General features: G+C 71.0%; 24 protein-coding genes. 12 read left to right on the forward strand and 12 right to left on the reverse strand.

Annotated features, from left to right (window positions below; translation table 11 throughout):
- Positions 1-116 precede the first annotated feature (116 nt).
- From ggt to GWK15_RS00570, 4 genes are all read left to right on the forward strand, one after another.
- On the forward strand, positions 117-1,721 hold the full coding sequence (ggt, locus tag GWK15_RS00555) for a gamma-glutamyltransferase (protein ID WP_168038017.1): 1,605 nt from the start codon (positions 117-119) through the stop codon (positions 1,719-1,721).
- An 85-nt stretch (positions 1,722-1,806) separates the two neighbouring features.
- Positions 1,807-2,310 carry a macro domain-containing protein gene (locus GWK15_RS00560; RefSeq protein ID WP_168038019.1) on the forward strand — a complete coding sequence of 168 codons (504 nt, stop codon included), beginning with the start codon at positions 1,807-1,809 and terminating at the stop codon, positions 2,308-2,310.
- Entirely contained in the window at positions 2,307-3,803 is a 1,497-nt protein-coding gene (locus GWK15_RS00565) for an amidase (protein ID WP_168038021.1), read from the forward strand. Before GWK15_RS00560 ends, GWK15_RS00565 begins: the two co-directional genes overlap by 4 nt.
- 5 nt (positions 3,804-3,808) lie before the next feature.
- A complete protein-coding gene (locus GWK15_RS00570; protein ID WP_209441961.1) occupies positions 3,809-4,534 on the forward strand; it encodes a transporter substrate-binding domain-containing protein in 726 nt (241 codons plus the stop codon).
- On the opposite strand, the gene GWK15_RS00575 is transcribed toward GWK15_RS00570, so the two are convergent.
- From GWK15_RS00575 to GWK15_RS00585, 3 genes are all read right to left on the reverse strand, one after another.
- Positions 4,535-4,792, reverse strand: a complete 258-nt coding sequence (locus GWK15_RS00575; protein WP_168038025.1) for a hypothetical protein — start codon at positions 4,790-4,792, stop codon at positions 4,535-4,537.
- An 84-nt stretch (positions 4,793-4,876) separates the two neighbouring features.
- The gene (locus GWK15_RS00580) at positions 4,877-5,131 is read right to left on the reverse strand and encodes an Lrp/AsnC ligand binding domain-containing protein (RefSeq protein WP_168038027.1); all 255 of its coding nucleotides are present in this window, start codon (positions 5,129-5,131) and stop codon (positions 4,877-4,879) included.
- Positions 5,132-5,329: 198 nt separating this feature from the next.
- Positions 5,330-6,241 (reverse strand): LysR family transcriptional regulator, encoded by a 912-nt coding sequence (locus GWK15_RS00585; protein WP_168038029.1) that lies wholly within the window; start codon positions 6,239-6,241, stop codon positions 5,330-5,332.
- A 111-nt stretch (positions 6,242-6,352) separates the two neighbouring features.
- On the opposite strand from GWK15_RS00585, the gene GWK15_RS00590 reads away from it, so the two are divergent.
- From GWK15_RS00590 to GWK15_RS00615, 6 genes are all read left to right on the forward strand, one after another.
- On the forward strand, positions 6,353-7,165 hold the full coding sequence (locus tag GWK15_RS00590) for an MBL fold metallo-hydrolase (protein WP_168038031.1): 813 nt from the start codon (positions 6,353-6,355) through the stop codon (positions 7,163-7,165).
- Positions 7,166-7,276: 111 nt separating this feature from the next.
- On the forward strand, positions 7,277-8,329 hold the full coding sequence (locus GWK15_RS00595) for an ABC transporter ATP-binding protein (RefSeq protein WP_168038033.1): 1,053 nt from the start codon (positions 7,277-7,279) through the stop codon (positions 8,327-8,329).
- A complete protein-coding gene (locus GWK15_RS00600; RefSeq protein ID WP_168038035.1) occupies positions 8,326-9,318 on the forward strand; it encodes an ABC transporter ATP-binding protein in 993 nt (330 codons plus the stop codon). The genes GWK15_RS00595 and GWK15_RS00600 overlap by 4 nt, the downstream gene beginning before the upstream one ends.
- A gap of 76 nt (positions 9,319-9,394) precedes the next feature.
- Entirely contained in the window at positions 9,395-10,510 is a 1,116-nt protein-coding gene (locus tag GWK15_RS00605) for an efflux RND transporter periplasmic adaptor subunit (RefSeq protein ID WP_168038037.1), read from the forward strand.
- Positions 10,511-10,526: 16 nt separating this feature from the next.
- A complete protein-coding gene (locus tag GWK15_RS00610; protein ID WP_168038039.1) occupies positions 10,527-13,658 on the forward strand; it encodes an efflux RND transporter permease subunit in 3,132 nt (1,043 codons plus the stop codon).
- 63 nt (positions 13,659-13,721) lie between these two features.
- Positions 13,722-15,485: a thiamine pyrophosphate-dependent enzyme gene (locus GWK15_RS00615; protein ID WP_168038041.1), complete on the forward strand. Its 1,764-nt coding sequence runs from the start codon at positions 13,722-13,724 to the stop codon at positions 15,483-15,485.
- Positions 15,486-15,557: 72 nt separating this feature from the next.
- Here GWK15_RS00615 and GWK15_RS00620 read toward each other — a convergent pair whose 3' ends face one another.
- On the reverse strand, positions 15,558-15,956 hold the full coding sequence (locus tag GWK15_RS00620) for a carboxymuconolactone decarboxylase family protein (RefSeq protein WP_168038043.1): 399 nt from the start codon (positions 15,954-15,956) through the stop codon (positions 15,558-15,560).
- 50 nt (positions 15,957-16,006) lie between these two features.
- On the opposite strand from GWK15_RS00620, the gene GWK15_RS00625 reads away from it, so the two are divergent.
- The gene (locus tag GWK15_RS00625) at positions 16,007-16,498 is read left to right on the forward strand and encodes a flavodoxin family protein (RefSeq protein WP_168038045.1); all 492 of its coding nucleotides are present in this window, start codon (positions 16,007-16,009) and stop codon (positions 16,496-16,498) included.
- Here the strand turns inward: GWK15_RS00625 and GWK15_RS00630 are convergent.
- The 3 genes from GWK15_RS00630 to GWK15_RS00640 are packed head-to-tail and all read right to left on the reverse strand — an operon-like array spanning position 16,495 to position 20,005.
- The gene (locus tag GWK15_RS00630) at positions 16,495-17,313 is read right to left on the reverse strand and encodes an amidohydrolase family protein (RefSeq protein ID WP_168038047.1); all 819 of its coding nucleotides are present in this window, start codon (positions 17,311-17,313) and stop codon (positions 16,495-16,497) included. The genes GWK15_RS00625 and GWK15_RS00630 overlap by 4 nt on opposite strands.
- Complete coding sequence (locus GWK15_RS00635; protein ID WP_168038049.1) at positions 17,310-18,164, reverse strand: hypothetical protein; 855 nt, start codon at positions 18,162-18,164, stop codon at positions 17,310-17,312. Before GWK15_RS00635 ends, GWK15_RS00630 begins: the two co-directional genes overlap by 4 nt.
- On the reverse strand, positions 18,164-20,005 hold the full coding sequence (locus GWK15_RS00640) for a gamma-glutamyltransferase family protein (RefSeq protein WP_338147166.1): 1,842 nt from the start codon (positions 20,003-20,005) through the stop codon (positions 18,164-18,166). The genes GWK15_RS00635 and GWK15_RS00640 overlap by 1 nt, the downstream gene beginning before the upstream one ends.
- 5 nt (positions 20,006-20,010) lie before the next feature.
- On the opposite strand from GWK15_RS00640, the gene phnN reads away from it, so the two are divergent.
- Positions 20,011-20,637 (forward strand): phosphonate metabolism protein/1,5-bisphosphokinase (PRPP-forming) PhnN, encoded by a 627-nt coding sequence (phnN, locus tag GWK15_RS00645; RefSeq protein ID WP_338147167.1) that lies wholly within the window; start codon positions 20,011-20,013, stop codon positions 20,635-20,637.
- Here phnN and GWK15_RS00650 read toward each other — a convergent pair.
- Genes GWK15_RS00650 through GWK15_RS00670 form a run of 5 tightly spaced genes read right to left on the reverse strand, consistent with a single transcriptional unit; the run spans position 20,603 to position 24,711 of the window.
- Positions 20,603-21,283, reverse strand: a complete 681-nt coding sequence (locus GWK15_RS00650; protein ID WP_168038051.1) for a DUF1045 domain-containing protein — start codon at positions 21,281-21,283, stop codon at positions 20,603-20,605. The genes phnN and GWK15_RS00650 overlap by 35 nt on opposite strands.
- Positions 21,280-22,422 (reverse strand): alpha-D-ribose 1-methylphosphonate 5-triphosphate diphosphatase, encoded by a 1,143-nt coding sequence (locus GWK15_RS00655; RefSeq protein WP_168038053.1) that lies wholly within the window; start codon positions 22,420-22,422, stop codon positions 21,280-21,282. Before GWK15_RS00655 ends, GWK15_RS00650 begins: the two co-directional genes overlap by 4 nt.
- The gene (gene phnL, locus GWK15_RS00660; RefSeq protein ID WP_168038055.1) at positions 22,419-23,117 is read right to left on the reverse strand and encodes a phosphonate C-P lyase system protein PhnL; all 699 of its coding nucleotides are present in this window, start codon (positions 23,115-23,117) and stop codon (positions 22,419-22,421) included. The genes GWK15_RS00655 and phnL overlap by 4 nt, the downstream gene beginning before the upstream one ends.
- Positions 23,114-23,872, reverse strand: coding sequence for a phosphonate C-P lyase system protein PhnK (gene phnK / locus GWK15_RS00665; protein WP_168038057.1), 759 nt, complete (start codon positions 23,870-23,872; stop codon positions 23,114-23,116). Before phnK ends, phnL begins: the two co-directional genes overlap by 4 nt.
- Complete coding sequence (locus GWK15_RS00670) at positions 23,869-24,711, reverse strand: alpha-D-ribose 1-methylphosphonate 5-phosphate C-P-lyase PhnJ (RefSeq protein WP_168038059.1); 843 nt, start codon at positions 24,709-24,711, stop codon at positions 23,869-23,871. The genes phnK and GWK15_RS00670 overlap by 4 nt, the downstream gene beginning before the upstream one ends.
- Positions 24,712-24,782: the final 71 nt, after the last annotated feature.

The raw sequence follows: 24,782 nt of genomic DNA on the forward strand, positions 1-24,782 counted from the left end.
CGCTTGCCCGGTCCGCCATCGCCCCGGCGCGGGGCAGGGCGGCGCCGGGGTGCCCTTTCCTTGGCGGCCCCGCCGTTGCATGGAAGGCGCAACGTCTTCACGGAAACGGAACCGAGATGCGCGACTTCCACCTTCCCGGCCGCAGCGCCGCCTATGGCACCAACGGCATGGCGGCGACCTCCATGCCCCAGGCGACGCTCGCCGCGCTCGACATCCTGCGCGCCGGCGGCAATGCGCTCGACGCCGCCATCGCCGCCTGCGCGGTGCAGTGCGTGATCGAACCCCAGTCGACCGGCATCGGCGGCGACTGCTTCTGCCTCTATGTCCCGGCGGGCTCCTCCAAGGTCATCGCCATCAACGGGTCGGGCCGCGCGCCGGGTGCCGCGACGCCGGAGGCGCTGCGCGCCGCCGGGTTGACCGCCATGGTCAACACCTCGGCCCATTCGGTGACCATCCCCGGTGCGATCAGCGCCTGGGAGCTGCTGAACCGCACGCATGGGCGGCTCGGCCTCGACGCCATCCTGCAGCCGGCGATCCGCTATGCCGAGGAAGGCTTCGCGCTCTCCCCGCGCGTCGCCGCGGACTGGGAAGGCTCGGTCGGCAAGCTGTCGAAGAACGAGGCCTCCGCGCGGCGCTTCCTGAAGGACGGGGAGGCGCCCGCCCTCGGCACCCGCTTCGTGCAGCCGGAACTGGCGCGCACGCTGCGCGCCATCGCCACCCGCGGCAAGAAGGCCTTCTATGAGGGCGAGATCGCGGCCGACATGGTCGCGACCCTGCGCGCCGCCGGCGGCCTGCACACCGAGGAGGACTTCGCCCGCGGCGCCGACGTCGCGGTGTTCGTCGAGCCGATCTCGATCAAGTGGCGCGGCCTCGAGGTCTTCCAGTGCCCGCCGAACGGCTCGGGGATGCATGTGCTGCAGATCCTCGGCATCCTGGGCAACCTGCAGACGCCCGAGGAGGGCGCCGGTTCCGCCCTGCGCTACCACCGGCACATCGAGGCGGCGCGCATGGTGTACCGCGACCGCGACGCCTTCCTTGCCGACCCGTCGATGGTCGACGTCCCGGTCGCGAAGCTGACCTCGGCCGACTACCTGAAGCGTCTTGCCGCGCTGATCCGCGACGACGCCGCGCTGCCGGAACTGCCGCCGGCGGGCGAGAGCGACCTCGCGAAGCACAAGGACACCGTCTACCTCTGCGTCGTCGACAAGGACGGCAACGCCTGTTCGTTCATCAACTCGCTGTTCGAGGGCTTCGGCTCGGGCATCCTCGCCGAGAAGGCGGGCGTCATGCTGCAGAACCGCGGCTTCGGCTTCCGCATCCAGGACGGCCACCCGAACTGCATCGCGCCGAACAAGCGCCCGCTGCACACCATCATCCCCGGCATGGTGATGAAGGACGGCCAGGCGATCATGCCCTACGGCGTGATGGGCGGCCGCTTCCAGCCGACCGGCCAGACGCTGTTCCTGGCGAACCACTTCGAGTTCGGCATGGACGTCCAGGCGGCGATCGACTTCCCGCGCCTGATGCCGCAGGACGGCAAGGTGCAGATCGAACGCGGCATCCCGGGGTCGGTCGTCGACCAGCTCAACCGCATGGGTCATGTCTGCGAGCTGATCGACAAGCCGCATGGCGGCGGCCAGGCGATCCTGATCGACCGGGAGAAAGGCTGCCTGGTCGGCGGGTCCGACCCGCGCAAGGACGGCTGCGCGATGGGCTACTGATCCGCCGGGCAGGGGCGCTTGCCGCCCCCGGCCCGCGGGTCGAGACTGCCCCCCGCGTCCGGCAGCGGGCGCGGGGAGGACAGCCATGACGCTCAGCGCCATCCGCGCCGACATCACGGCGCTCGACGTCGACGCCATCGTCAATGCGGCCAATGAGCGGCTCGCCCAGGGCGGCGGCGTCTGCGGCGCGATCTTCCGCGCAGCCGGGGAAGCGCTCCTCGCGCGCGCCTGCGCGCCCCTTGCGCCCTGTCCGACCGGCGCGGCGCGCATCACCCCGGGCTTCGCCGTGAAGGCGCGCCACGTCATCCACGCGGTCGGCCCCGTCTGGTACGGCGGGGACCGGGACGAGCCGGCGCTGCTCGCATCCTGCTACCGCGAAAGCCTGCGCCTGCTGCGGGAGGCGGGCGGGCGCTCGATCGCCTTCCCGGCGATCTCCACCGGCATCTTCGGTTACCCGCTCGCCGCCGCGACCCGGATTGCCGTCGCGACCGTGCGGGAGGAGATTGCCGCCCACGGCGATCTCGACGTCACCTTCGCCTGCTTCGACCAGCACACGCTCGACACCTACACGAAGGAACTGAGTGCATGACGGAACCCTGCGACCTCTCCGCGCTCGAGGCGCGGCGCCTGATCGGGCGCAAGGCGCTCTCCCCCGTCGAACTGATGGAGTCCTGCCTCAAGCGCATCGGCGAGGTGAACCACGCCGTGAACGCGATGGTCGCGGTGGACGAGGCGGCCGCCCGCGCCGGCGCCAAGGCGGCCGAAACGGCGGTGATGAAGGGCGAGCGCCTCGGCGCGCTGCACGGCCTGCCGGTCGGCATCAAGGACCTCGAGGAAACCAAGGGCCTGCGCACCACCTATGGCAGCCCGATCTTCAAGGACTTCGTGCCCGAGGCCGATTGCGGCATGGTCGCGAACCTGCGCAAGGCGGGCGCGGTCGTCATCGGCAAGACCAACACGCCGGAATTCGGCGCCGGGGCGAACACGCGCAACGCCGTCTATGGCGTGACGGGCAATCCCTTCGATCCGACCAAGTCCGCGGCGGGGTCCTCGGGCGGGTCGGGCGTGGCGCTCGCGACCGGCATGGCGCCGATTTGCTCGGGCTCGGACACCGGCGGGTCGCTGCGCAACCCGGCGGCCTTCAACGGCATCGTCGGCTACCGGCCCTCCCCGGGCCTGGTGCCGTCCGAGAAACGCGGCCATGGCTGGTCGGGCCTGCCGGTGCTGGGGCCGATGGCGCGCACCGTGCCGGACGCGGCGCTGCTGCTTTCGGCGATGGCGTCGGACGACGCGATGGACCCGCTCGCCTACACCCTGCCGCAGCGCGCCGTGCGCGGCGTGCCGGAGGACTACCATCCGCTGAAGCCGATCGACCTGTCCACGCTGCGCCTCGCCGTCAGCGTCGATTTCGGTCAGGCGCCGGTCGAGAAGCACATCCGCGAGGTCTTCGCCGGCCGTGCCCAGGCAGTGGCGAAGCTGTTCGGCGTGGCCGAGGAGGCCGACCCCGATTGCCGCGGCGGCGACGAGGCCTTCGAGGTGCTGCGCGCCACGGGGTTCCTCTCTTCCCACCTGCAGAAGGTGCGGGAGCGGCCGCAGGATGTCGGTCCCAACGTGCGCGCCAATGTCGAGGAAGGCCTGCGCTACACGCTCGAGGACGCGGCCAATGCCGCGGCGGCGCAGACGCGCATGTACCGCGCCTGGCAGCATTTCTTCGCCCGGCACGACATCCTCATCACGCCGGCGATCACGCTGTCGCCGCGTCCGTGGAAGGAACTCTACCCGGCCGAGATCGACGGCAAGCCGACGCGGACCTACTTCCACTGGCTCTCCTGCGCCTACTACGTGACGCTGTGCGGGCATCCGGCGATCTCGCTGCCGATGGGCGTCGACAAGCTGGGCATGCCCTTCGGCCTGCAGATCGTGGGGCCGCGCGGCGGGGATGCGCTGGTGCTGCGCGTTGCCGCGGCGATCGAGGACGCCTTCGTCCACGACCCGGTGCTGCGCCGCCCCGCACCCGACCTTGCCGCGCTGCGCGCCGCGCCACCGGTCAAGGAGATGCCTGGCGCGGTGGGGTGGGATTGATGCCCATGGACGCCACGGTCATTGCCGAGCTCGCGCCACGCGGGGTGCTGCGGGCTGGCATCAATCTCTCGAACTTCCTGCTTGTCACCGGCCGTGACGAGCATGGCAGCCCGGAGGGCGTCGCCCCGGACATGGCGCGCGCGGTGGCCGAGCGGCTCGGCGTGCCGTTGCGCCTGGTGCCTTTCGCCAGCCCAGGGTTGCTGGCGGATGCCTGCGGCACCGATGCGTGGGACATCGGCCTGATCGGCGCCGAGCCGCAGCGGGCCGAGACCATCGCCTTCTCGGCTGCCTATGCGGAGATCGAGGCGACCTTCCTGGTGCCCCCGGGATCGCCGATCGGCACCATCGCCGAGGTCGACCGCCCCGGCGTGCGCATCGCGAGCACCGCGCGGGCGGCCTACGACCTCTGGCTCGAGCGCAACATCCGCGAGGCGACGCTGCTGCGGGCGGAGAGCCTGGACGGCGCGTTCGCGCTGTTCCGGGAGAAGGGGCTCGAGGCGCTGGCCGGTTTGCGGCCGAAGCTGATCGCCGATGCGGCGTCGATGCCCGGTGCGCGCATCTTGGATGGCCAGTTCAGCGCGGTGCAGCAGGCGATCGGCACGGCGCGGAAGAACACGGCAGGCGCCGCCTTCCTGCGCGGCTTCGTCGAGGAAGCGAAGGCGAGCGGCCTGGTCGCCCGCCTGATCGCGAAGCACGGCGTGAAGGGGCTGTCGGTCGCCTCGCCGGCCTGATCACCAATAGGCGCGGTTGTAGCGCCGGTCCTGGTAGCTGCCATAGCGCCGCCAGTCGCCGCGGCGGTCGTAGCCGCGCCGCTGCTGGTAGCGATAGCCGTCGTCCTGGCTGTTCGACGCCGCGACGGCGAGGCCCACCAGCGCCGCGGCCCCGATGCCGAGGGCAGCGGTGCTGCCCCAGTCGGTCGTGCCGTCCGGGTGCTGGCAGCCGGCGACCAGCAGGCTGGCGGAAAGGGCGAGGGCGGGAAGGGCGCGCATGGCAGGGATCCTCCGGACCCCTGCAGCATCGTCAGCGCCGGTGTCGGCAGCGCGGCGCCATTGCGGCGCCGTGCCATGATCGGATCAGGCGCGCGCGCCGGAAAAGGCGTTGAAGGTCTGCAGCGTGTAGGTGTCCTTCACGCCCGGCACGGTCTGGATCTTTTCGACGACGAACAGGCCGATGTCCCGCCCGGGCTCGAGGTAGAACTTCCCGAGCAGGTCGTACTGGCCCGAGACGGAATGCATCTCGGACAGTTCCTCGACGGTGTCGGCCATCTCGCGGGCCACGCGGTAGGCTTGGCCCATGTCGCATTTGATCATCACGAAGATCGCGCGCATCTCATTCTTCCCAGGTTCTCGCCGCTCGCGGCGTGCAGGTCGTGGGGCCCGCCGGCGCTCCGCCGGTGCGCCGCCGATGGTCTGTCGGGGCCTGCGGGGGCGGAGCGCAACGGTCCATGGCGCCAAACTGCCGCGCCCGCGGCCGCGATGCCAGCCTCCCCTGCGTCCGCGCCGGTTGCTCGCGCCGGACAGGCCGGTTCAGCCTGACGGGCTGATGTCCGCGCGATCGCCCTGCGTCAGCCAGTCGCGCACGAAGCCGTGGAACCGCTCTGCCGAGGGCGTCAGCCTGGCGTCGCGGACACGGAGCACCGAGACGACATTGCGGACATTCCATCCCGGCAGGTCGATCGCCACCATCGAACCGGCGCGCAGTTCGGCCGCGACGACGTAGCGGCTGATGGCGGCGATGCCGAAGCCTCGCCTGACCGCATGGACGATCGCCTCGTTGGACGAGAGTTCCAGGCGGCGCCTGGGCGCGATGCCGAGCCGGGCAAGCCCGGCGTCCGAGGAGATGCGCGTCGCCGAGCCTTCTTCGCGGGAAATCCATGTCAGGCGCTCGAAGTCGTCACGCGACGAGCGAGGCCGGTATATGGCCGGATTCCCGACGATCACGACGTCATATGCGATCAGTGGCTCGGTCTCGATCTCGGGGGCGACGGCCGGCCCCGCCACGAAGCCGAGCTCGGCGCGGTGCGATCGAAGCAGGTCGATCGCCTGAGCGGCCGTGCCGAGTTGCAGGCCGACGCGCAGCCCGGGATGGGCGTGCTGGAACTCGGCGATGATCTCCGGCAGCAGATAGGTCCCGGTCAGCGACGACGCGACGACGGTCACCGAGCCCGGGCCGCTTTCGCGGAACTGGGCGGCGCCGAGCGTGGCCTGGGCCAGCAGCGCCTCGGCGCGCAGGACGTGGTTCGCGACGAAATCGCCGGCGGGGGTCAGCGTGCCGTCGCGCCGGGCGCGCTCCACCAACGCGATGCCCAGGGCGCGTTCGAGGTCCGCGATGTGCTTCGACACCGCGGGTTGGCTGATGCGCAGTTCCGCCGCGGCGGCGGAGAAGGACCGCTGCCGGGCATAGGCCGCGAAGGCGCGCAGGCGAGCCTCGAGTTTCATAACTGTAGATTATATGAGTGCGTGCGTTATGTATTTTTTTCCGAAGGGAGGCCTCGGTATCGTCCTCCCGCGCGGCCGGTAGGGCGCGCCTCCAAGGCAAGGGATGTCACCATGTCTGCCTTCCTGTGCTCGGCCTGTGGCGCCCAGTTCACGCCGTCGGACGCGCCCCCCGCATCCTGTCCGCTCTGCACCGACGAACGGCAGTTCGTCCCGGCCTCCGGCCAGGCCTGGACGACGCTGGAGCGGCTGCGGGCCGGGCACACCAACATGTTCCGCCGGCTCGCCCCTGGGATCATGACGATCGAGACCACCCCGCGCTTCGGCATCGGGCAACGGGCCTTCCTGGCGCGCACGCCGGCAGGCAACGTGCTTTGGGAATGCATCGCCCTGGTCGACGATGCCACGGTCGAGGTGATCAAGGGCCTGGGTGGCGTGACCGCGATCGCGATCTCCCACCCGCACTACTACACGACCATGGTGGAATGGAGCCGCGCGCTCGGCGGCGTGCCGATCCATCTGCACGCCGCGGACCGCGAATGGGTGATGCGGCCCGACGCCGCCGTGCAGTTCTGGGATGGCGACGCGAAGTCGCTCGGGCCGGACCTGACGCTGATCCGGCTCGGCGGGCACTTCGCCGGCGGGACGGTCCTGCATTGGGCAGGCTGGGAAGGCGGGCGCGGCGTGCTGCTGTCTGGCGACATCCTTCAGGTGGTGCCGAGTGGCCATGTCAGCTTCATGTGGTCCTACCCGAACCTGATCCCGCTGTCGGCCGCCAAGGTCCGCCACATGGCGGAGATCCTGGAGCCCTTCGCCTTCGACGCCGTCTACGGGTCCTTCTCGGGGCGGGGGCAGATCGATGCGAAGGGCAAGGAGGTCGTCGCCGCCTCCGTCGCGCGCTACATCGCGAGGATCACCGACATCTAGTCACCCTGGCGCGCCGGCGGGCGCCGGCGCCTAAGGCTTGTGCAGTCCCTGGTTCCCCGGCCGATTCGGCACGCGGCCGCAAGCGGCACGCCGGTTGCTTCACGACCGGGCATGACCGCACTCACCCAGGCCCCCGACCGGGGGGGACCCGCCCAGCCGCTGCTCGAGGTGACCGGCCTCGTGAAGCATTTCCCCATCCATGGCGGGCTGCTCGGCCGCCAGGTCGCGACGGTGCGCGCGGTGGACGGGGTGAGCCTGACGATCCGGAAGGGCGAGACGCTCGGCATCGTGGGCGAATCCGGATGCGGCAAATCCACCACCGCCCGGCTGCTGATGCGCCTGCTCGACCCCGATGCCGGGGAGATGGTCTTCGACGGGGAACAGGTCGGCGGGACGGACCAGACCGGCGGCGTGACGCTGCGTGACTATCGCCGCCAGGTGCAGATGGTCTTCCAGGATTCCTACGCCTCGCTGAACCCGCGCCTGACCATCGAGGAGACGATCGCCTTCTCCCCCCAGGTCCACGGGGTGTCCGCGCGCGAGGCGCGGGAGCGGGCGCATGAGCTGCTCGCCGCCGTCGGCCTCGCCCCGGCGCAGTTTGCCCGGCGCTACCCGCACGAGGTCTCGGGCGGCCAGCGCCAGCGCATCAACATCGCCCGGGCGCTCGCGCTGCAGCCGCGCCTCGTCATCCTCGACGAGCCGGTCTCCGCGCTCGACAAGTCGGTCGAGGCGCAGGTGCTGAACCTCCTCGTCGACCTGAAGGAGAAGTTCGGCCTCACCTACGCCTTCATCAGCCACGACCTGAACGTGGTCCAGTACATCTCCGACCGCGTGCTGGTGATGTATCTCGGACAGGTGGCCGAGCAGGGGCCGGTCGAGGAGATCTACGAGCGCCCCGCGCACCCCTATACCCGCGCGCTGCTCGCCTCCCGGCCCTCGATGGACCCGGTAAAGCGCCGCACCGCGCCGCCGCTGACGGGTGATCCGCCCAACCCGGTCAACCCGCCTTCCGGCTGCCGCTTCCGCACCCGCTGCACCATGGCCGAGGATGTCTGTGCCCAGCGGGCGCCCGTGGCGGCGCCGCTTTCGGCCGGCCACGAGGCCGCCTGCCACGCCGTCCTGCCCGGCAGCGGCCATTCCGCCGCCCCGAGGATCGCGGCATGAGCGCCGCCCTGAAGCCCGAGGCCCCGGCGCCGCTCGTCCGCGCGCGGGACCTGACGGTCCGCTTCGTCAACCGCGACGCCACCGTCCATGCGGTGAACGGCGTCGACCTCGACCTCGCGCAGGGGGAGGTGTTGTGCCTGCTGGGGGAGTCCGGCTCGGGCAAGTCGGTGACGCTGCGGGCCCTGATGAAGCTGCTGCCGCGCCAGGCGAAGGTCGGCGGCAGCATCGAGGTCGCCGGCCGCGACGTGCAGGCGATGTCCGAGCGGCAACTGGCCGATTTCCGCGGCGGCGACGTCGCGATGATCTTCCAGGAACCGATGACCGCGCTCGACCCGGTCTTCACCATCGGCCGCCAGATCGCCGAGGCGGTGCAGCGGCATGAGGGCGTCTCGCGCTCCGCCGCCGATGCGCGGGCGCTGGAACTGCTGGAACTGGTGCAGATCCCCTCGGCCAAGCGGCGCCTCGCGGCCTATCCGCACGAATTGTCGGGCGGGCTGCGCCAGCGCGCGATGATCGCCGTGGCACTCGCCTGCAAGCCCAGGCTGCTGCTGGCGGACGAACCGACCACGGCGCTCGACGCCACGGTGCAGATCCAGGTCCTGCTGTTGTTGCGGGAACTTCAGGAAAAGCTCGGCATGGGTGTCATCTTCGTCACCCATGACCTCGGCGTGGCGGGCGAGATCGCCGACCGCGTCGCCGTCATGTATGCCGGCCGGGTGGTGGAGGAAGCCGCGATCGGGCCCTTCATGGGCGGCCCGATGCATCCCTACGCGCAGGGGCTGCTGGGCGCGACGGTGCACCCGAGCATGCGCGGCAAGCGGCTGACCACCATCCCCGGCGCGCCGCCGAGCCTCGAGAAGGAGCCGACCACCTGCGCCTTCGCGCCCCGGTGTTCGCTGGCCGAGCCCGCCTGCCTTGCCGGCGTGCCGCCTGCGCGCATGGTCGGCCCCGACCGCATGGCGCGCTGCATCCGCGTTCCGGCTGTCTGACGGGATCGTCGGGGCGGAATCTTGCGCAAATGCATGGCCGTGGTCACATTCAGGCGAGTTTCATGGCAGGGCGGCAATGCGGACGGTAACGCAGCTGGCGGTTCTGGCCCTGGTCGCCGGGGCTGGAGCGGGCTGGCACTACTATGGTGATCGGGTCGGCCTGCCGCCGCCGCTGCAGTTGATCGGCCTGCAGCCGGCCCAGCAGGGCGGCGCCCGCGGTGGCGGCCCCGGCGGACCCGTGGGCGTGGTGGTGCAGCCGGTTCGCGTCGCCCCGGTCGTGGAACGGGTCGAGAGCGTCGGCACCGTCCGCGCCCGCGAGGCCGTCACCATCACCAGCAAGGTCGCCGGCATCGTGGAGCAGATCCGCTTCACCGAGGGCCAGCGCGTGAATGCGGGCGATACGCTGGTCCAGCTCGATGCGGCCGCGCTGCGGGCGGAACTGGATCAGGCGCGGGCGCTGCTCGACGATGCGCGCAACCAGCTCACCCGCGCCCGCCAGCTCCAGCCCGGCCAGACCATCGCGGCCCAGCGGCTCGAGACGCTGGAGGCCCTGTCGCGGCAGGCCGAAGGCCGGGTCCGCCAGGCCGAGGCGCGGCTCGAGGAACTGCGCGTCACCGCCCCCTTCGGCGGCCGCGTCGGCCTGCGCCAGGTGAGCCCCGGCGCGCTGATCCAGCCCGGCACGGCGATCACCACCCTCGATGACACCGCGCGGGTGCGCGTGGAGTTCTCGGTCCCCGAGGTGCACCTCGCCCGCGTGCGGGTCGGCAGCGCGGTCACGGCGCGGAGCAGCGCCTACGGCAACCGCCGCTTCCAGGGCACCGTCGCGGTCATCGACACGCGCCTGGATCCGGCGACGCGCTCGGTCCGCGTCATCTCCGAATTCGACAATGCCGATGAGGCGCTGCGCCCCGGCCTGTTCCTGACGGTCGAGCTGGTGCTCGAGGAACGCGAGCGGGCGCTGCTGGTCGCCGAGGAGGCGATCGACCCGGTCGGCGACCGCGCCTTCGTCTTCGTGGTGCGCGACGGCCGCGCCCGGCGCCAGGAGGTGAAGCTCGGCCTGCGCCTGCCCGGCGAGGTCGAGGTGCGCGACGGGCTGAACGCCGGCGAACCGGTGGTGGTCCGCGGCGTCCAGCGCCTGCGGAACGACCTGCCCGTGCGCGTCGTCGAGACGCTGGCCCGACCGACGAGCTGAGGGGGAGGGCGCGCCGGTGGTCCTGTCCGACGTCTCGATCAAGCGACCCGTCTTCGCCACCGTCATCAGCCTGATGCTGACGGTGCTCGGCCTGTTCGCGCTGATGCGCATGCCGATCCGCGAATATCCGGCGATCGACCCGCCGATCATCCAGATCACGACGACCTATACGGGCGCCTCCGCCCCAGTGGTCGACAGCCAGATCACCGAGCTGCTCGAGGCAGCCGTCGCGGGGATCGAGGGGATCAAGACGATCTCCTCCCAGTCGCGGGACGAGCGCAGCCAGATCATCATGGAGTTCCGCCTGACGCGGAACGTGGATGCGGCGGCGAACGACGTGCGCGACCGCGTGGCCCGCGCGCTGGCCCGGCTGCCGGAACAGGCCGATACGCCCGTCGTCGCTAAGGTGGACGGCGACAGCCGCCCGATCCTGTGGATCGCGCTCGCCTCCGACCGGCTCTCGCCGCTCGACCTGACCGACATCGCGCGCCGGCGCATCGTCGACCGCCTCGCGATCGTCGAAGGCGTCGCCCAGGTGCTGATCCAGGGCGAACGGCGCTTCGCCATGCGCATCTGGCTCGACCGCCAGGCGCTCGCCGCGCGCAACCTCACGGTGCAGGACATCGAGGAGGCGATCCGGCGGGAGAACGTGGAGCTCCCCGGCGGGCGCATCGAGAGCCAGCAGCGCGAGTTGACCGTGCGCACCGACAGCCGCATGAGCCGGCCGGAGCAGTTCCGCGAGATCGTCGTCTCGCGCGGCGCCGGCGGCGCACAGGTGCTGCTCGGCGAGGTGGCGCGCATCGAGGTCGGCGCCGAGGACACGCGCGGGGCCTACCGCATCAACGGCCGACCTGCCATCGGGCTCGGCATCCTGCGCCAGTCCACCGCCAACACGCTCTCGGTCGCGAACGGCGTGAAGGCCGAGATGGAGCTCATCCGCCCCTCCCTTCCGGAGGGTGTGGACGTGATCGTCGGCTATGACGAAAGCCTGTTCATCAGCCAGTCGATCTACGAGGTCGAGCACGCGCTGATGATCGCCCTCGCGCTCGTCATCGGCGTCATCTTCCTGTTCCTGCGATCGGTGCGGGCGACGATCATCCCGACGGTGGCGATCCCGGTCTCGATCATCGCCTCCTTCATCGCCATGGCAGCGCTCGGCTTCTCGGTGAACGTGCTGACGCTGCTGGGCCTGGTGCTTGCCATCGGCCTCGTGGTCGACGACGCCATCGTGGTGCTCGAGAACATCCACCGCCGGATCGAGGAAGGGGAGGAGCCGCTGCTCGCCTCCCTCTATGGTGCGCGGGAGATCGCCTTCGCGGTTATCGCGACGACCCTCGTGCTGGTCGCCGTCTTCGTGCCGCTGTCTTTCATGGGCGGCAACACGGGGCGGCTGTTCACCGAGTTCGGGCTGGCGCTGGCCGCTTCCGTGCTCTTCTCGGGCCTCATCGCGCTGACGCTCACGCCGATGATGTGCTCGAAGCTGCTCAAGGCGCATGAGGGCGAGACATGGCTGGTGCGGGTCACCGAGCCGGTCTTCCTCGGCATGAACGGCGCGTTGCGCTGGACGCTCGACCGCGCGCTGCGGGCGCCGCTGCTGGTGCTCGGCGCCTCGGCCGCGCTCTGCGGCGTCGGCGTTCTGCTCTATACCGCGCTGCCAAAAGAATTCGCGCCGACCGAGGACCGTGGCGTCGTCATCATCCCGACCACGGGGCCCGAGGGCGCGTCCTTCGGCTACACGATGGAGCATGTGACGCAGATCGAGCGCCTGCTTCAGCGTTACGTCGACGATGGCGAGGCGGCGGCGGTCTTCGCCACCGTGGGTGGCTTCCAGCGGCCGGCCGTGGGCAACATTGCCAACATCTTCATCCGGCTTGCGCCCTGGGCCGACCGCAGCCGCAAGCAGCAGGAGATCGCCGCGGAGGTCTTCCCGCGCATCGCGCAGATCCCCGGCGTGCGCGGCTTCGCGCTGAACCCGCCATCGCTCGGCCAGCGCGGCTTCCAGCCGCCGGTGCAGTTCGTCATCGGCGGGCCGGACTACGACACGCTGATCCAGTGGCGCGACCGCTTCATGGAGCGCGCGCGCGAGAACCCGCGTCTGCTGAACCTCGACCACAATTTCAAGGAGACGAAGCCCGAGGTCCGCGTCGAGATCGACCGGCGCAAGGCCGCCGACCTCGGCATTTCCATTGCCGCGGTGGGCCGCACGATCGAGACGATGATGGGCTCGCGCGAGGTCACGACCTACGTCGTCGGCGGGCAGGAGTACAAGGTCCTTCTGCAGGCGCCTGAGGAACTCCGCCTGTCGCCCTACGACCTGCAGAACGTCTTCGTCCGCACATCCTCCGGCGGGTTGGTGCCACTGGCGAACGTCGTTACCATGTCCGAGCGCGCCCGCGCCCAGACACTGGCGCGCGAGGACCGGGTGCGTGCCATCACCATCACGGCCTCCCTCGCGCCCGGCTACTCGCTCGGCGATGCGCTGGACTACCTCGATGGCGTGGCGCGGCAGGTGCTGCCGGGCGAGGCGCGCATCGCCTATCGTGGCCAGTCGCTCGAGTTCCGTGAATCCTCCGGCGCGCTCTACGTCACCTTCGCCATGGCGCTGCTGGTGGTATTCCTGGTGCTCGCCGCGCAGTTCGAGAGCTTCATCCACCCCTTCGTCATCCTGCTCTCGACGCCGCTCGCCGTGACGGGCGGGCTGCTGGCGCTGTGGTGGACGGGGCAGTCGCTCAACATCTTCAGCCAGATCGGGATGATCCTGCTGATCGGGTTGATGGCGAAGAACGGCATCCTGGTGGTGGAGTTCGCGAACCAGCTGCGCGACCGCGGCCTGTCGATCCGCGAGGCGGTGCTTGAAGCGTCCGTCGTCCGGCTGCGGCCGATCCTGATGACCTCGATCGCGACGGTGCTCGGCGCCGTGCCGCTCGCCATGGCGACCGGGGCGGGCGCGGAGAGCCGCCAGGCGCTGGGCGTCGTCATCGTCGGCGGCATCACCCTGTCGACCTTCGTGACACTCTATGCCGTGCCGGCGCTCTATCTGCTGCTTGCCCCCTACACCAAGCCGATCGGGGCGATCGCGGCCCGACTGACCGAACTCGAGGCCAGCCACGGGAAAGGCCATGGCCACGGGCCCCAGCCGGCGGAGTGACGGGCGCGGCCGGAACGGCTAGGTTCCGGCCGCTTTGTTCCGATTCACGGGAAGGATGTCCGGATGACCGAGGCACGTCGCGCCGCTGCTGGGCGCACGGGGGGAAAGCTGCTGGCGGATGCGCTGGTCGCGCAGGGCGTGACCCATGCCTTCTGCGTTCCGGGTGAATCCTATCTCGACCTGCTGGACGGCCTGTATTCGGTGCGCAACCGCATCCAGCTCGTCACCTGCCGCTTCGAGGCCGGCGCCGTGCACATGGCCGAGGCCTACGGCAAGCTCACCGGCAAGCCGGGTGTCGCCATCGTCACCCGCGGCCCCGGCGCCTGCCATGCGGCCATCGGCGTGCATGTCGCCTTCCAGGATTCGACGCCGCTGGTGCTGCTGGTCGGCCAGATCCCGGTCGACGAGACCGACCGCGAGACCTTCCAGGAAGTCGACTACCGCCAGATGTTCGGCCCGCTCGCCAAGTGGGTGACGCAGATCGACGACGAGAAGCGTATCCCCGAGCTGATGGCGCATGCCTTCGACGTCGCCACCTCGGGCCGCCCCGGCCCGGTGGTGGTCGCTATCAGCGAGGAGATGCAGAAGCGCCTCGCCAACGTGCCCGACATCGGCCCGGCCGAGGTCCTGCCGCCGCACCCCGCACCCGACGCCATGGCGCGGGTGATGAAGATGCTCGGCGCGGCGAAGAAGCCGCTCGCCATCCTCGGCGGGTCGCGCTGGACGAACCGGGGCAAGGCCGACATCCGCGACTGGCTGGTCGCCAACGACCTGCCGGTTTCGGTCGCCTTCCGCCGCATGGGCCTGTTCGACGGCACCTCGGCCAACTACGTCGGCGACCTCGGCGTCGGTGCCGATGCCGGCCTCGTCGCCAAGGCGAAGGAGAGCGACCTCATCCTCGCCATCGGCACCCGCATCGGGGAGCCGGTGAGCCAGGGCTACACGCTGCTCGACATGGCCGGCGCGACGCCGATCGTCCATGTCTACCCGGACCAGGCCGAGATCGGCCGCGTCTATCGTCCGGCGCTCGGCATCGTCTCCGAGCTCAACGCCTTCGCCGCCGCCGCCAAGGCCGCGGGCGCGGTGAAGAAGCCGGCCTGGAGCGCCTGGACCAAGGAACTGCGGGACCTGCGCGTCGCCCAGGCCAAGCCGCAGGACTACGAAGGGCCGCTCAACCTCGCCACCGCGCTGCAGGCGCTGGAGAAGGAGCTACCCAAGGACACGATCTTCACCACCGACGCCGGCAACTTCGCCACCTGGCCGAACCGCTTCATGCATTTCAGCGAGAAGCAGGACTTCCTCGGCCCGACCAACGGCGCGATGGGCTACTCGGTCCCGGCGGCGATCGGCGCCAAGATCACGCATCCCGACCGCGCGGTCATCGCCTTCGTCGGCGACGGCGGATTCCTGATGACGGGGCAGGAGATCGCCACCGCCTTCCACCACTCCGTGAATCCCATCATCCTGGTCTTCAACAACCAGATGTACGGCACCATCCGGATGTACCAGGAACGCACCTACCCGCATCGCGTCTCCGGCACCGCGCTCACCAACCCCGACTTCGCTAAGTTCATTGACGCCTTCGGCGGCCATGGCGAGATCGTCGAGCGCACCGAGGAACTGGTCCCCGCGGTGAAGCGCGCGCTCGCCTCGGGCAAGCCCGCGATCGTCGAGGTGCGGACCAACCCCGAGCAGGTGACCAACCGCGCCACCATCGCCGACCTGCGGGCGCAGGCGGCGAAGGCCGCGGCAGGCGCGGCGCAGGCCGCCCCCGCCCAGGCCGTGCGCACGCCGGCGCCGCGGCGGACCGGGCCGCGGACGCGCTGACCTATCCCGGAGAGGGGCGCCGCCCCTCTCCGGACCTCACCCCGCCCAAGGGCGAAAGGCCTTGGGGAACCGTCACTTCGTGGCGGTGACGTCGCGCAGGACCTCTTCCGCCGTGCGCATCGCGGCGATGGCGGCGGGAAAGCCGGCATAGGCGCAGGAATGGGTGATCACTTCCGCGATCTCTTCCGGCGTGCATCCGTTGTTCAGGGCCCCCACCAGGTGGCCGCGGAGCTCATGATGCTGGCTCATCGCCACCAGCATGCCGATCGTCACCATGCTGCGCTCCCGCCGCGTCAGCGTCCCGCGCGTCCACAGCGAGGCATAGGGGAACTCCTCCGACAGGTGCCGCAGCGCCTGGTTCAGCGGCGTCGTGCTGGCGTCGCGGCGCGCCATGTAGGCCTCGCCCAGCACCTCGCGCATCGCCTGCCGTCCCGTGGTCCTCAGCGCGTCGTGCGCGGTCTCGTCGCTCATGCCGGTTCCTCCTGCGTGGGATGGGGCGATCCTAGCGGGAGGCGGCCGCGATGACGAAGACGCTGCTCCTCGTCTTCCACAGCATGACCGGCGGCACGCGCCAGATGGTCGAAGCCGCGGGCCGCGCGGCGGAAGGCGAGGGCGTGCGCGTGCGCGTGACCGAGGCCCGCGACGCGACGGCCGAGGATGTGCTGGCTGCCGACGGCTACCTTTTCGCGACGCCCGAGAACCTCGCCGCCATCGCCGGGATGATGAAGGACTTCTTCGACCGGACCTACTATGCGGCGCTCGGGCGCATCGAGGGCCGGCCCTACGCGCTGATGGTCTGTGCCGGCAGCGATGGATCGAACGCCGCGCGCCAGGTCGCGCGCATCGCGACCGGCTGGCGGCTGCGCGCCGTCGCCGAACCGCTGATCGTCTGCACGCATGCCCAGACTTCGGAGGCGATCCTCGCGCCCAAGACCATCGGCGCCGAGGACCTCGCGCGGTGCGAAGACCTCGGCGCGACGTTGGCGGCCGGGATGGCGATCGGGATGTTCTAGGCCCGGCTCCAGCCGATCCAGTCGCAGATCGCCCCGCCCATCACGCGTTCCATCTGCGGTCCTTGCAGCCAGGGGAGTTCCTCGGTGAAGAGCGTGATGCACTGCTTCCAGGAACACGGCATGCGCGTGATGTCGGTGCCCCAGAAGAAGCGGTCCGGCCCGAAGGCATCGTAGAGCCGGTGCAGCCCGTCATGGATGTCGCGGAAGGGATAGGCCTCCGCCGAATAGCCCGGCGCGCCGGTGGCCTTCAGCGCGACATTGGGGAAGCGCGCCAGCGCGACGACGGCATCGAGGTTCTCGAAGGCGGCCGCGCCCTTGCCGTGCCGTATCAGGCCGCAATGGTCGATGATCAGCCGCAGCCGCGGATGCCGTTCGGCGATGCGCGCGAATTCCGGCAGGAAGCGCCAGGCCATGGTGGCGACAGGCAGCCCGGCGTCCTCGGCGGCGGGCCAGAGCCAGTCGATCGTGCCGTCGAAGGGCCAGCTCTGCTGGTCCTCGCGGACGAAGGGGTAGCGCAGCCCGCACTGGCCGGGACGCTGCCGCCAGGTCGCGAGCAACGGCCGGCTCGCCTCCGGCGTATCCAGCGGCACCTGCCCCAGCACGCAGAAGCGGTCCGGATACCGCGCCGCCGCGGCCTCCGAGATGGCATTGGCGTCCGGGTCCCAGGAGACCGGCGGATGCAGCACGGCGGCGTCGACGCCGGCCTCTGCCATTTCCCGCAGCAATTCCTCGGCGGTGAAGACCGGGACCTGGCGGTGGTCGCCGCTCGGCGTGCCGCTGCCCCAGATATGCACCTGCGCGTCGATGATCTTCATGCCCGTCCTCCCGGCGCCAATACTGGAAGGGAGGAGAAGCGGGTGTCGAGGTGCTCGATCTCGAGGAACCCGGCATCGGTGCCGAAGGCCTTGTAGATCGGGAAGGTCTTCAGCACCCCGAGCGTCGCCGCACTTTCGAGCGGCGAGATGAAGGCGCAGTCGTTGTCGCCGTAATGCGGCTGTCGCATCCAGTGCGCCAGCTGCGCCGCCGTCACCGCGAAGAAGCCGCTGTGCGGGTTGGTCGCGCGGCGGAAGGTGGTGGGGCCGAGGCGGAGGAATTCCTCGTCCGGCAGCGGGTCCTGCCAGGGCGCGAGCAGGCCCGGCCGCAGGTCGCCGTCGATCCAGGTCTTGAGGCTCGGCCCCGCCGGGTTCCATTCGAAGCGGTTCGGCATCAGCAGCCGCTTCGGCCCGAAGGCGTCCTGGAACGCCATGATCTTGGCGACGAAGCCGGGATCGCCGACCCGCAGGTCGTCCTCGGAATAGCAGAACAGGTCGTAGGCGTTGCGGTTGTCCGCGAACAGCTGTCGCGCCGCGAAGCCGATCATGCGCGGATTGTCGACCTGAACCGTCACCTGCCGCACGCCGCGCGCCTTGGCGTGGGCCGCGTCGACCAGGTGGTCGGCGCCGTTGGTCAGCACCACGATGTCGAGCGCATCGAGCACGCCGCGCATCCGCTCGTAGCGCTTCGCGGCGATGTTGATCGCCGTGGTCGGGCCGAAGGTGCCGCGCCAGGAATCGATCGTGCGCCTCAGCGCCTCCGCCCGCTGGTCGCGCCGGTGCGCATCGGTGGAGGAATGGCGCGAGCCCTCCTCCGCCCTGAAGTAGTGCGTCAGTGCGAGGAGGACGCGCATCAGCGCCCGACCGCGTAGCCCTGCATGCCGCGCGGATTGGCGCCGGCGCGGATGGTGCCGTCCGCCTCCCGCCGCACGCCGGTCAGGCGGCCTTCCGACCACTCGCCGCCCATCTCCGCGAGGTGCCCGCGCGCGTTCAGCTCCTGCAGCACCTCCGGCGCGTAGCGGCCTTCGATCACCACCTTTCCCGGCTTGGCGCCGCGCGGCCAGAAGGAACTGATCCAGTGCTCGGAATGGAAGGAGGGCAGGTCGATCGCCTGCTGGATGTTCATCCCGTGATGGATCATCCGCAGCAGCATGATGGGCTGCCACTGGTCCTGCTGCTCGCCGCCCGGCGTGCCGAAGGACATCCAGGGCTTGCCGTCGCGCAGCACCATCGAGGGCGAGAGCGTCGTGCGCGGCCGCTTGCCGGGCTGCAGGCCATTCGGCAGCGTCTCGTCCAGCCAGAACATCTGGCAACGGCTGCCGAGGCAGAAGCCGAGCTCCGGGATGGCCGGGGAGGATTGCAGCCAGCCGGCGGAGGGCGTCGCGCTGACCATGTTCCCCGCGGCGTCGATCACGTCGACATGGCAGGTGTCGCCGCCCGCGGCGCCGAGGCGCGAGACGGTCGGCTCGCCGGACCCCGCCGCCGCCGCCAGCTCCTGCGCCCGGCGGATCGCCGCGGCATAGTCCGTGCGCGGCGCGCGGCCATCCGGGCTGCCGGGGCGGAAGTCCATCGACGCCTCGGGCCCGATCAGCGCGCGCCGTGCGTCATTGTAGGCCTTGGACAGCAGCGTCCGCATCGGCACGTCGACGAAGTCGGGGTCGCCGTAGAAGGCCTCGCGGTCGGCGAAGGCGAGCTTCTGCGCTTCCACGACGTGATGGATGAACTCCGCGCCGACCGGGTCCATGGCATCCACGTCGAAGCCGGCCATCAGCGCCAGCGTCTGCAGCATCGCGGGACCCTGGCTCCAGGGGCCGCACTTCAGGACGGTGTGGCCGCGGTAGTCGAGGGTCAGTGGCGCCTCGACGGTCGCCGACCAGCGGGCCAGGTCGCCGCCGTTCAGCACGCCGCGATGGCGACGGCCGGAGGTGTCCATCGCCTCCGTCGTCGCGGCGAAGCGGGCGATCGCCTCGGCGACGAAGCCGCGATACCAGGCCGTGCGGGCGGCCTCGATCTGGCGCACGCGGTCACCGCCGGCGGCCTCGGCCTCGCGCACCACGCGCTCATAGGTGTCGGCGAGCGTCGGATTGGCGTAGACGCCGTTCGGCTCCGGCCCGCCATCGCGCAGCCACAGCGCGGCGGAGGTCTTCCATTCGGCCTCGAACAGCGGGCGCACGCTTTCGATCGTCGCGCGGATGCGCGGGACCATCGGCGCGCCATGCCGCGCATAGCCGATGGCGTAGGCGAGCACGTCGCGCACCGTCCAGCTGCCGTGGTCGCGCAGCATGACCATCCAGGCATCGAAGGCGCCCGGCACCGGCGTCGCGAGCAGACCCGTGCCCGGCACGAGGTCGAGGCCGAGGTGGTCGCGCAGATAGCCCACCGTCAGCCCGGAAGGGGCGGGGCCCTGGCCGCAGATCACCTCCTGCCGGCCGGTGCGCGCGCTGTGCAGGATGATGGGGCAGTCGCCGCCCGGCCCGTTCAGGTGGGGTTCCACGATCTGCAGCGTGAAGCCGGCCGCGACGGCGGCGTCGAAGGCGTTGCCCCCGCGTTCCAGCACCGCCATCCCGACCTGGCTCGCGAGCCAGTGGGTGGAGGCGACGGCGCCGAAGGTGCCGATGATTTCGGGACGAGTGGTGAACATCCGGGGCGGTTCCTTCGCGGGGAAGCCGATCATCTCCGGCGTGGCGACGGACATCGGCCGTGGTCCTCGGTCTTGCGCCGAACGTCGTCGCGCAGCAGAGGGAGCGCGTCAATCCTCGCGAGGGCCTTGGACGGATGCTGGTGGCGGTGGTCGGGCCCTCGGGGGCGGGCAAGGACACGCTGATGGGCCTCGCCCGCGCGCGGCTGGAGGGCGACGCCCGTTTCCGCTTCGTGCAGCGCAGCATCACGCGCCCGGCCGAGGCGGGCGGGGAGGCGCACCGCGCCCTGTCCGTCGCCGCCTTCGAGGCCGAGCGCACCGCCGGCGCCTTCGCCCTGTGGTGGGGCGCGCATGGCCTGTTCTACGGCATCCCGCGGGACATCGAGGCCGACCTCGCCGCGCGCCGGGTGGTGGTCGCGAACCTGTCGCGCGGCGCGCTGGCCGAGGCGGCGGGCCGCTACCCGCTGCGCGTGCTGAACATCACCGCGACCTTTGCCGTGCTGGCCGCGCGCCTCGCGGCGCGGGGGCGCGAGAGCGCAGACGATATCGCCGCGCGCTTGGCGCGGGAGGCTGCGCTGCCCGCGGGTCTCGACGTCGCGACGGTATCGAACGACGCGACGCCGGAGGACGGCGCCGCGCGGGTCGTCGCCGAACTCAGGCGCGCAGCGGCAGACGCTCGGCGATCGTGAAGGGCGCGCCCGGTTCCGGCTGCACGAAGAGCGAGAGCGAGGTGACCCGCCGCGGCCGGCCGGCGGCCTCGCCGAGGAAGGCCGTCACCGCCGGCATGACCACCGCCTTCTCCTCGGGGGCAAGGCGCCGCGTCAGCGTGACGTGGAAGCGCCATTCCTCGAAGACATAGGGATAGCCCCAGCGGTCGAGGTAGTCGCGCTGCCGGCCAGAGAGCCGTTCCGGGCGGCGGCGCGCGATCTCGGCCTCGCTTGGCGGCACGCGATGGTCGTCGAGCGCTTCGACGCAGGCATTCGCGAAGGCGGTCAGCGCAGGGCAGGGGACGGATTCCCGCAGCGCCAGGAAGCCGTCGAGGTCATGCACCGCGAGCGGCGGCAGGTCGAAGGGCGCCGTCCGGCCCGCCAGCGCCGCCGCGGCGTCGCGCGCCGCGGCGTATCCCCGCGCCAGCCGGAAGGGCGGTTTCAGCGTCGCATGCAGACCATAGCCGCGCGGATCGGCCGTGAGTTCGGCCAGGTCCATGCCGTCCACCGCCGGCTGTGCCTGCGCCTGCCCCGACGCGGCGTCGCGCCCGAGCCAGGTGCTGCCCAGCGTATGCAGCGCGTCGTCGTCTTCCGGCGCCCAGTAGAGCGCGAGCCGCCACGGCGTCATGCGACGCGGCTGCCCTCGCGCCACACCCGGCGCACCACCGGGATGCCATGGACCGCCCGCACCTGGGCGAGGTCGGCCCGCAGCCCCGGCGCGAGACGCCCGCGATCGGCGAGCCGCGCCATCCGCGCTGGCCGGTCGGTGATCATGGCGACGGCTTCGGGGAGGGAGATGCCGGTCTCCTCCGCCGTCCGCCAGGCAGCCTCGACCATCGAGGCCGGCACGTAGTCGGAGGCGAAGGCATCCGCCGCGCGCGCGCGCACCAGATCTGCCGCGGCAACGTTGCCCGAATGGCTGCCGCCGCGGACGATGTTCGGCGCCCCGGCTATGACGCCGACACCCGCGTCGCGCGCCGCCTCGGCGGCTTCCATCGTCACCGGGAACTCGCTGATGGCGATGCCGTCGGCGAGGTTACGGCGAACTTCCTCGGCACTCTGGTCGTCATGCGAGGCGATGGCGAGGTCGCGGTGCCGGATCCGGTCGAGCAGCCAGCGCCGCTGCGGTTCGCGCAGGCGCTCCCGCTGGTCGAGCAGGAAGGCGATGCGATCCTGCACCTGCTCGACCGTCATCTGGGTCTGCTTGCGGCGCATCGTCACGTAGCGCGGGATGTCGCGGTACTGGCCAACGCCCGGGGAGTGATCCATCAGGCTGACCATCAGCACGCGCGGATGATCGGCGACCGGGTCCATCGCCGGCACCATGTCGGCCGCCGGCAATTCGCAGCGGAGATGCAGGAAGTGCTCGGAGCGCAGCACGCCGGTCTCGGCCAGCGCGTCGAGGTCGGCGACGCCGTCGAGGAAGGTCTGCCCGCGACCCTGGTCGAAGCCGAGATCGCCAAGGCAGAGCGCGTCGAACACCGTCGTCACGCCCGCCGCCGCGCATTGCGCGTCATGCGCGATCATCGCGGACCGCGACGGCCAGCGCGCGTTCTGCCGCGGCTGCACCTGGCGTTCGAGGTTGTCGGTATGCACGTCGACCACGCCGGGGATGAGGTGATCACCCTCAAGGTCGCGCGCGGCGGCCGAATGGCTGCGGCCCGGCTGGATCTCGGCGATGCGGCCGCCGCGGATCACCAGCGTGCCCGGCAGGGTTTCTTCCGGCAGGACGAGGATGGCGTTGGTGAGGATGGTCTCGGCGGTCATGCGGCGTCCTGGTGGGGGATCACGTCGAAGAGGCGGTCGGCGACGGCCTCGCGCACCTCGGCATCGTGGAAGATGCCGACGACGGCGGTGCCGGCGGCTTTGGCCTCCCGGATCATCTCGACGACCACGGCGCGGTTCCCAGCATCGAGGCTGGCGGTCGGCTCGTCGAGCAGGAGGACGGGATAGCCCGGCGCGAAGCCGCGCGCCAGATTGACCCGCTGCTGCTCGCCGCCCGAGAAGGTCGCGGGCGGCAGGCCGTGCAGGCGATCGGGCAGGTTCAGCCGCGAGAGCAGCGCGGTCGCGCGGGCCAGCGCCTCCGCCTTCACCATGCCGCGAGCGATCATCGGCTCGGCCACGATGTCGCGCGTCGCGACGCGCGGGATAACACGGAGGAACTGGGAGACGTAGCCGATCGTCTCGCGCCGCGCCTCGATCACCGTGCGCGGATCGGCGGTGACGAGGTCGATCTCCTCGCCGCGATGGCGCAGCAGGATGCGCCCCGCGCCGGCGCCGTAATTGCCATAGAGGCAACGCATCAGCGTCGACTTGCCGGCCCCGGAGGGGCCCCAGAGCGCCACGCATTCGCCTGGGCTCACGACCAGGTCGACGCCGCCCAGCACCGGGATGCGCGTGCCGCCCTGCAGGTGCAGCGTGAAGGCCTTGGCGACGCCTTCGGTCCGCAGCAGCGCGCTCATGCCGCGAGCACCGAGGAAACGAGAAGCTGCGTGTAGGGATGCTGAGGGTCGTCCAGCACCCGGTCGGTCAGCCCCTGTTCCACCACGCGGCCGCGCCGCATGACCAGGATGCGGTCGGCGAGCAGCCGCGCCGCCGCGATGTCGTGCGTCACGATCAGCACGGAAAGCCCCAATTCGCGCGAGAGGGATCGGATCAGGTCCAGCAGCCGCGCCTGCACGGACACGTCCAGCCCGCCGGTCGGCTCATCCATGAACACCAGCTTCGGATGCGTCACCAGCGTGCGCGCGATCTGCAACCGCTGCTGCATCCCGCCCGAGAAGGTGCGCGGCAGGTCGTCGATGCGTGTCGCGTCGATCTCGACCTTGGCGAGCCAGGACAGCGCCTCGCCGCGGATGTTGCCGTAATGGCGCGCGCCAATGGCCATCAGCCGTTCGCCGACATTGCCGCCGGCCGAGACGTTCAGCCGCAGCCCGTCGCGCGGGTTCTGGTGCACGAAGCCCCAATCGGTGCGCAGCAGGCGCCGCCGGGCGGCCTCGCCCATGGCGTGGACGTCCTCGCCCAGCCATCGCACCGTGCCGGCATCGGGCGGCATCAGGCCGGACAGGACGCGCAGCAGCGTCGTCTTGCCGGAGCCGGATTCGCCCACGATGGCGACGACCTCGCCCTCGGCGACGTCGATCGTGACGTCGACCAGGGCGGGGATGGCGCCGAAATGCAGGGTGAGGCCCCGGGCCTCGAGCATCGGCCTGGTCATTCCGCGGCCTCCCGCAGGGCGACGCGGCCGCTGCAATAATCGGTGTCGGAGCAGACGAAGAGCCGACCGCCGCGATCGTCGGTGATCACCTCGTCGAGGTAGCTCTCGCGCGACCCGCACAGCGCGCAGGCATGCGGTGCGCGGATCGGGCGGAAGGGATGGTCCTCGAAGTCGAGGCTCCGCACCTCGGTATAGGGCGGCACGGCGTAGATGCGCTTTTCGCGCCCGGCGCCGAACAGCTGCAGCGCCGGCATGCGGTCCATCTTCGGATTGTCGAAGGCCGGGATGGGGGAGGGCGCCATCAGGTAGCGCCCGTTCACCATCACCGGATAGTCGTAGGCCTTCGCGATGTGGCCGTAGCGCGCGATGTCCTCGTACAGCCGCACGTGCATCAGCCCGTAATCGGCCAACGAGTGCAGGCGCTTCGTCTCCGCGCGGCGCGGTTCGAGGCGCGACAGCGGCTCGGGCTGCGGCACCTGGTAGACGATGACCTGGTCCTCCCGCAGCGCTTGTTCGGGGATGCGGTGGCGGGTCTGGATGATCGTCGCCTCGGCGGTGCGCTCGGTCGTCGCGACGCCGGCGACGCGGGTGAAGAAGCGACGGATCGACACGGCGTTGGTTGTGTCGTCCGCACCCTGGTCGATGACTTTCAGCGTGTCGCTGGGGCCGAGGATCGCCGCCGTCACCTGGATGCCGCCGGTGCCCCAGCCATAGGGCAGCGGCATCTCGCGCGCACCGAAGGGGATCTGGTGCCCGGGGATCGCGACGGCCTTGAGGATGGTGCGGCGGAGCATCCGCTTCGTCGCCTCATCGAGGTAGGCGAAGTTGTAGCCTTCCATCACGGGACCCTTCGTCTGGCCCGGCCGATTCAGATCTCCGCCGCCTTCGGCGCTCCGATCATCGGGCGGGC

Source organism: Neoroseomonas oryzicola, assembly GCF_012163135.1.
Lineage (GTDB): Bacteria > Pseudomonadota > Alphaproteobacteria > Acetobacterales > Acetobacteraceae > Neoroseomonas > Neoroseomonas oryzicola.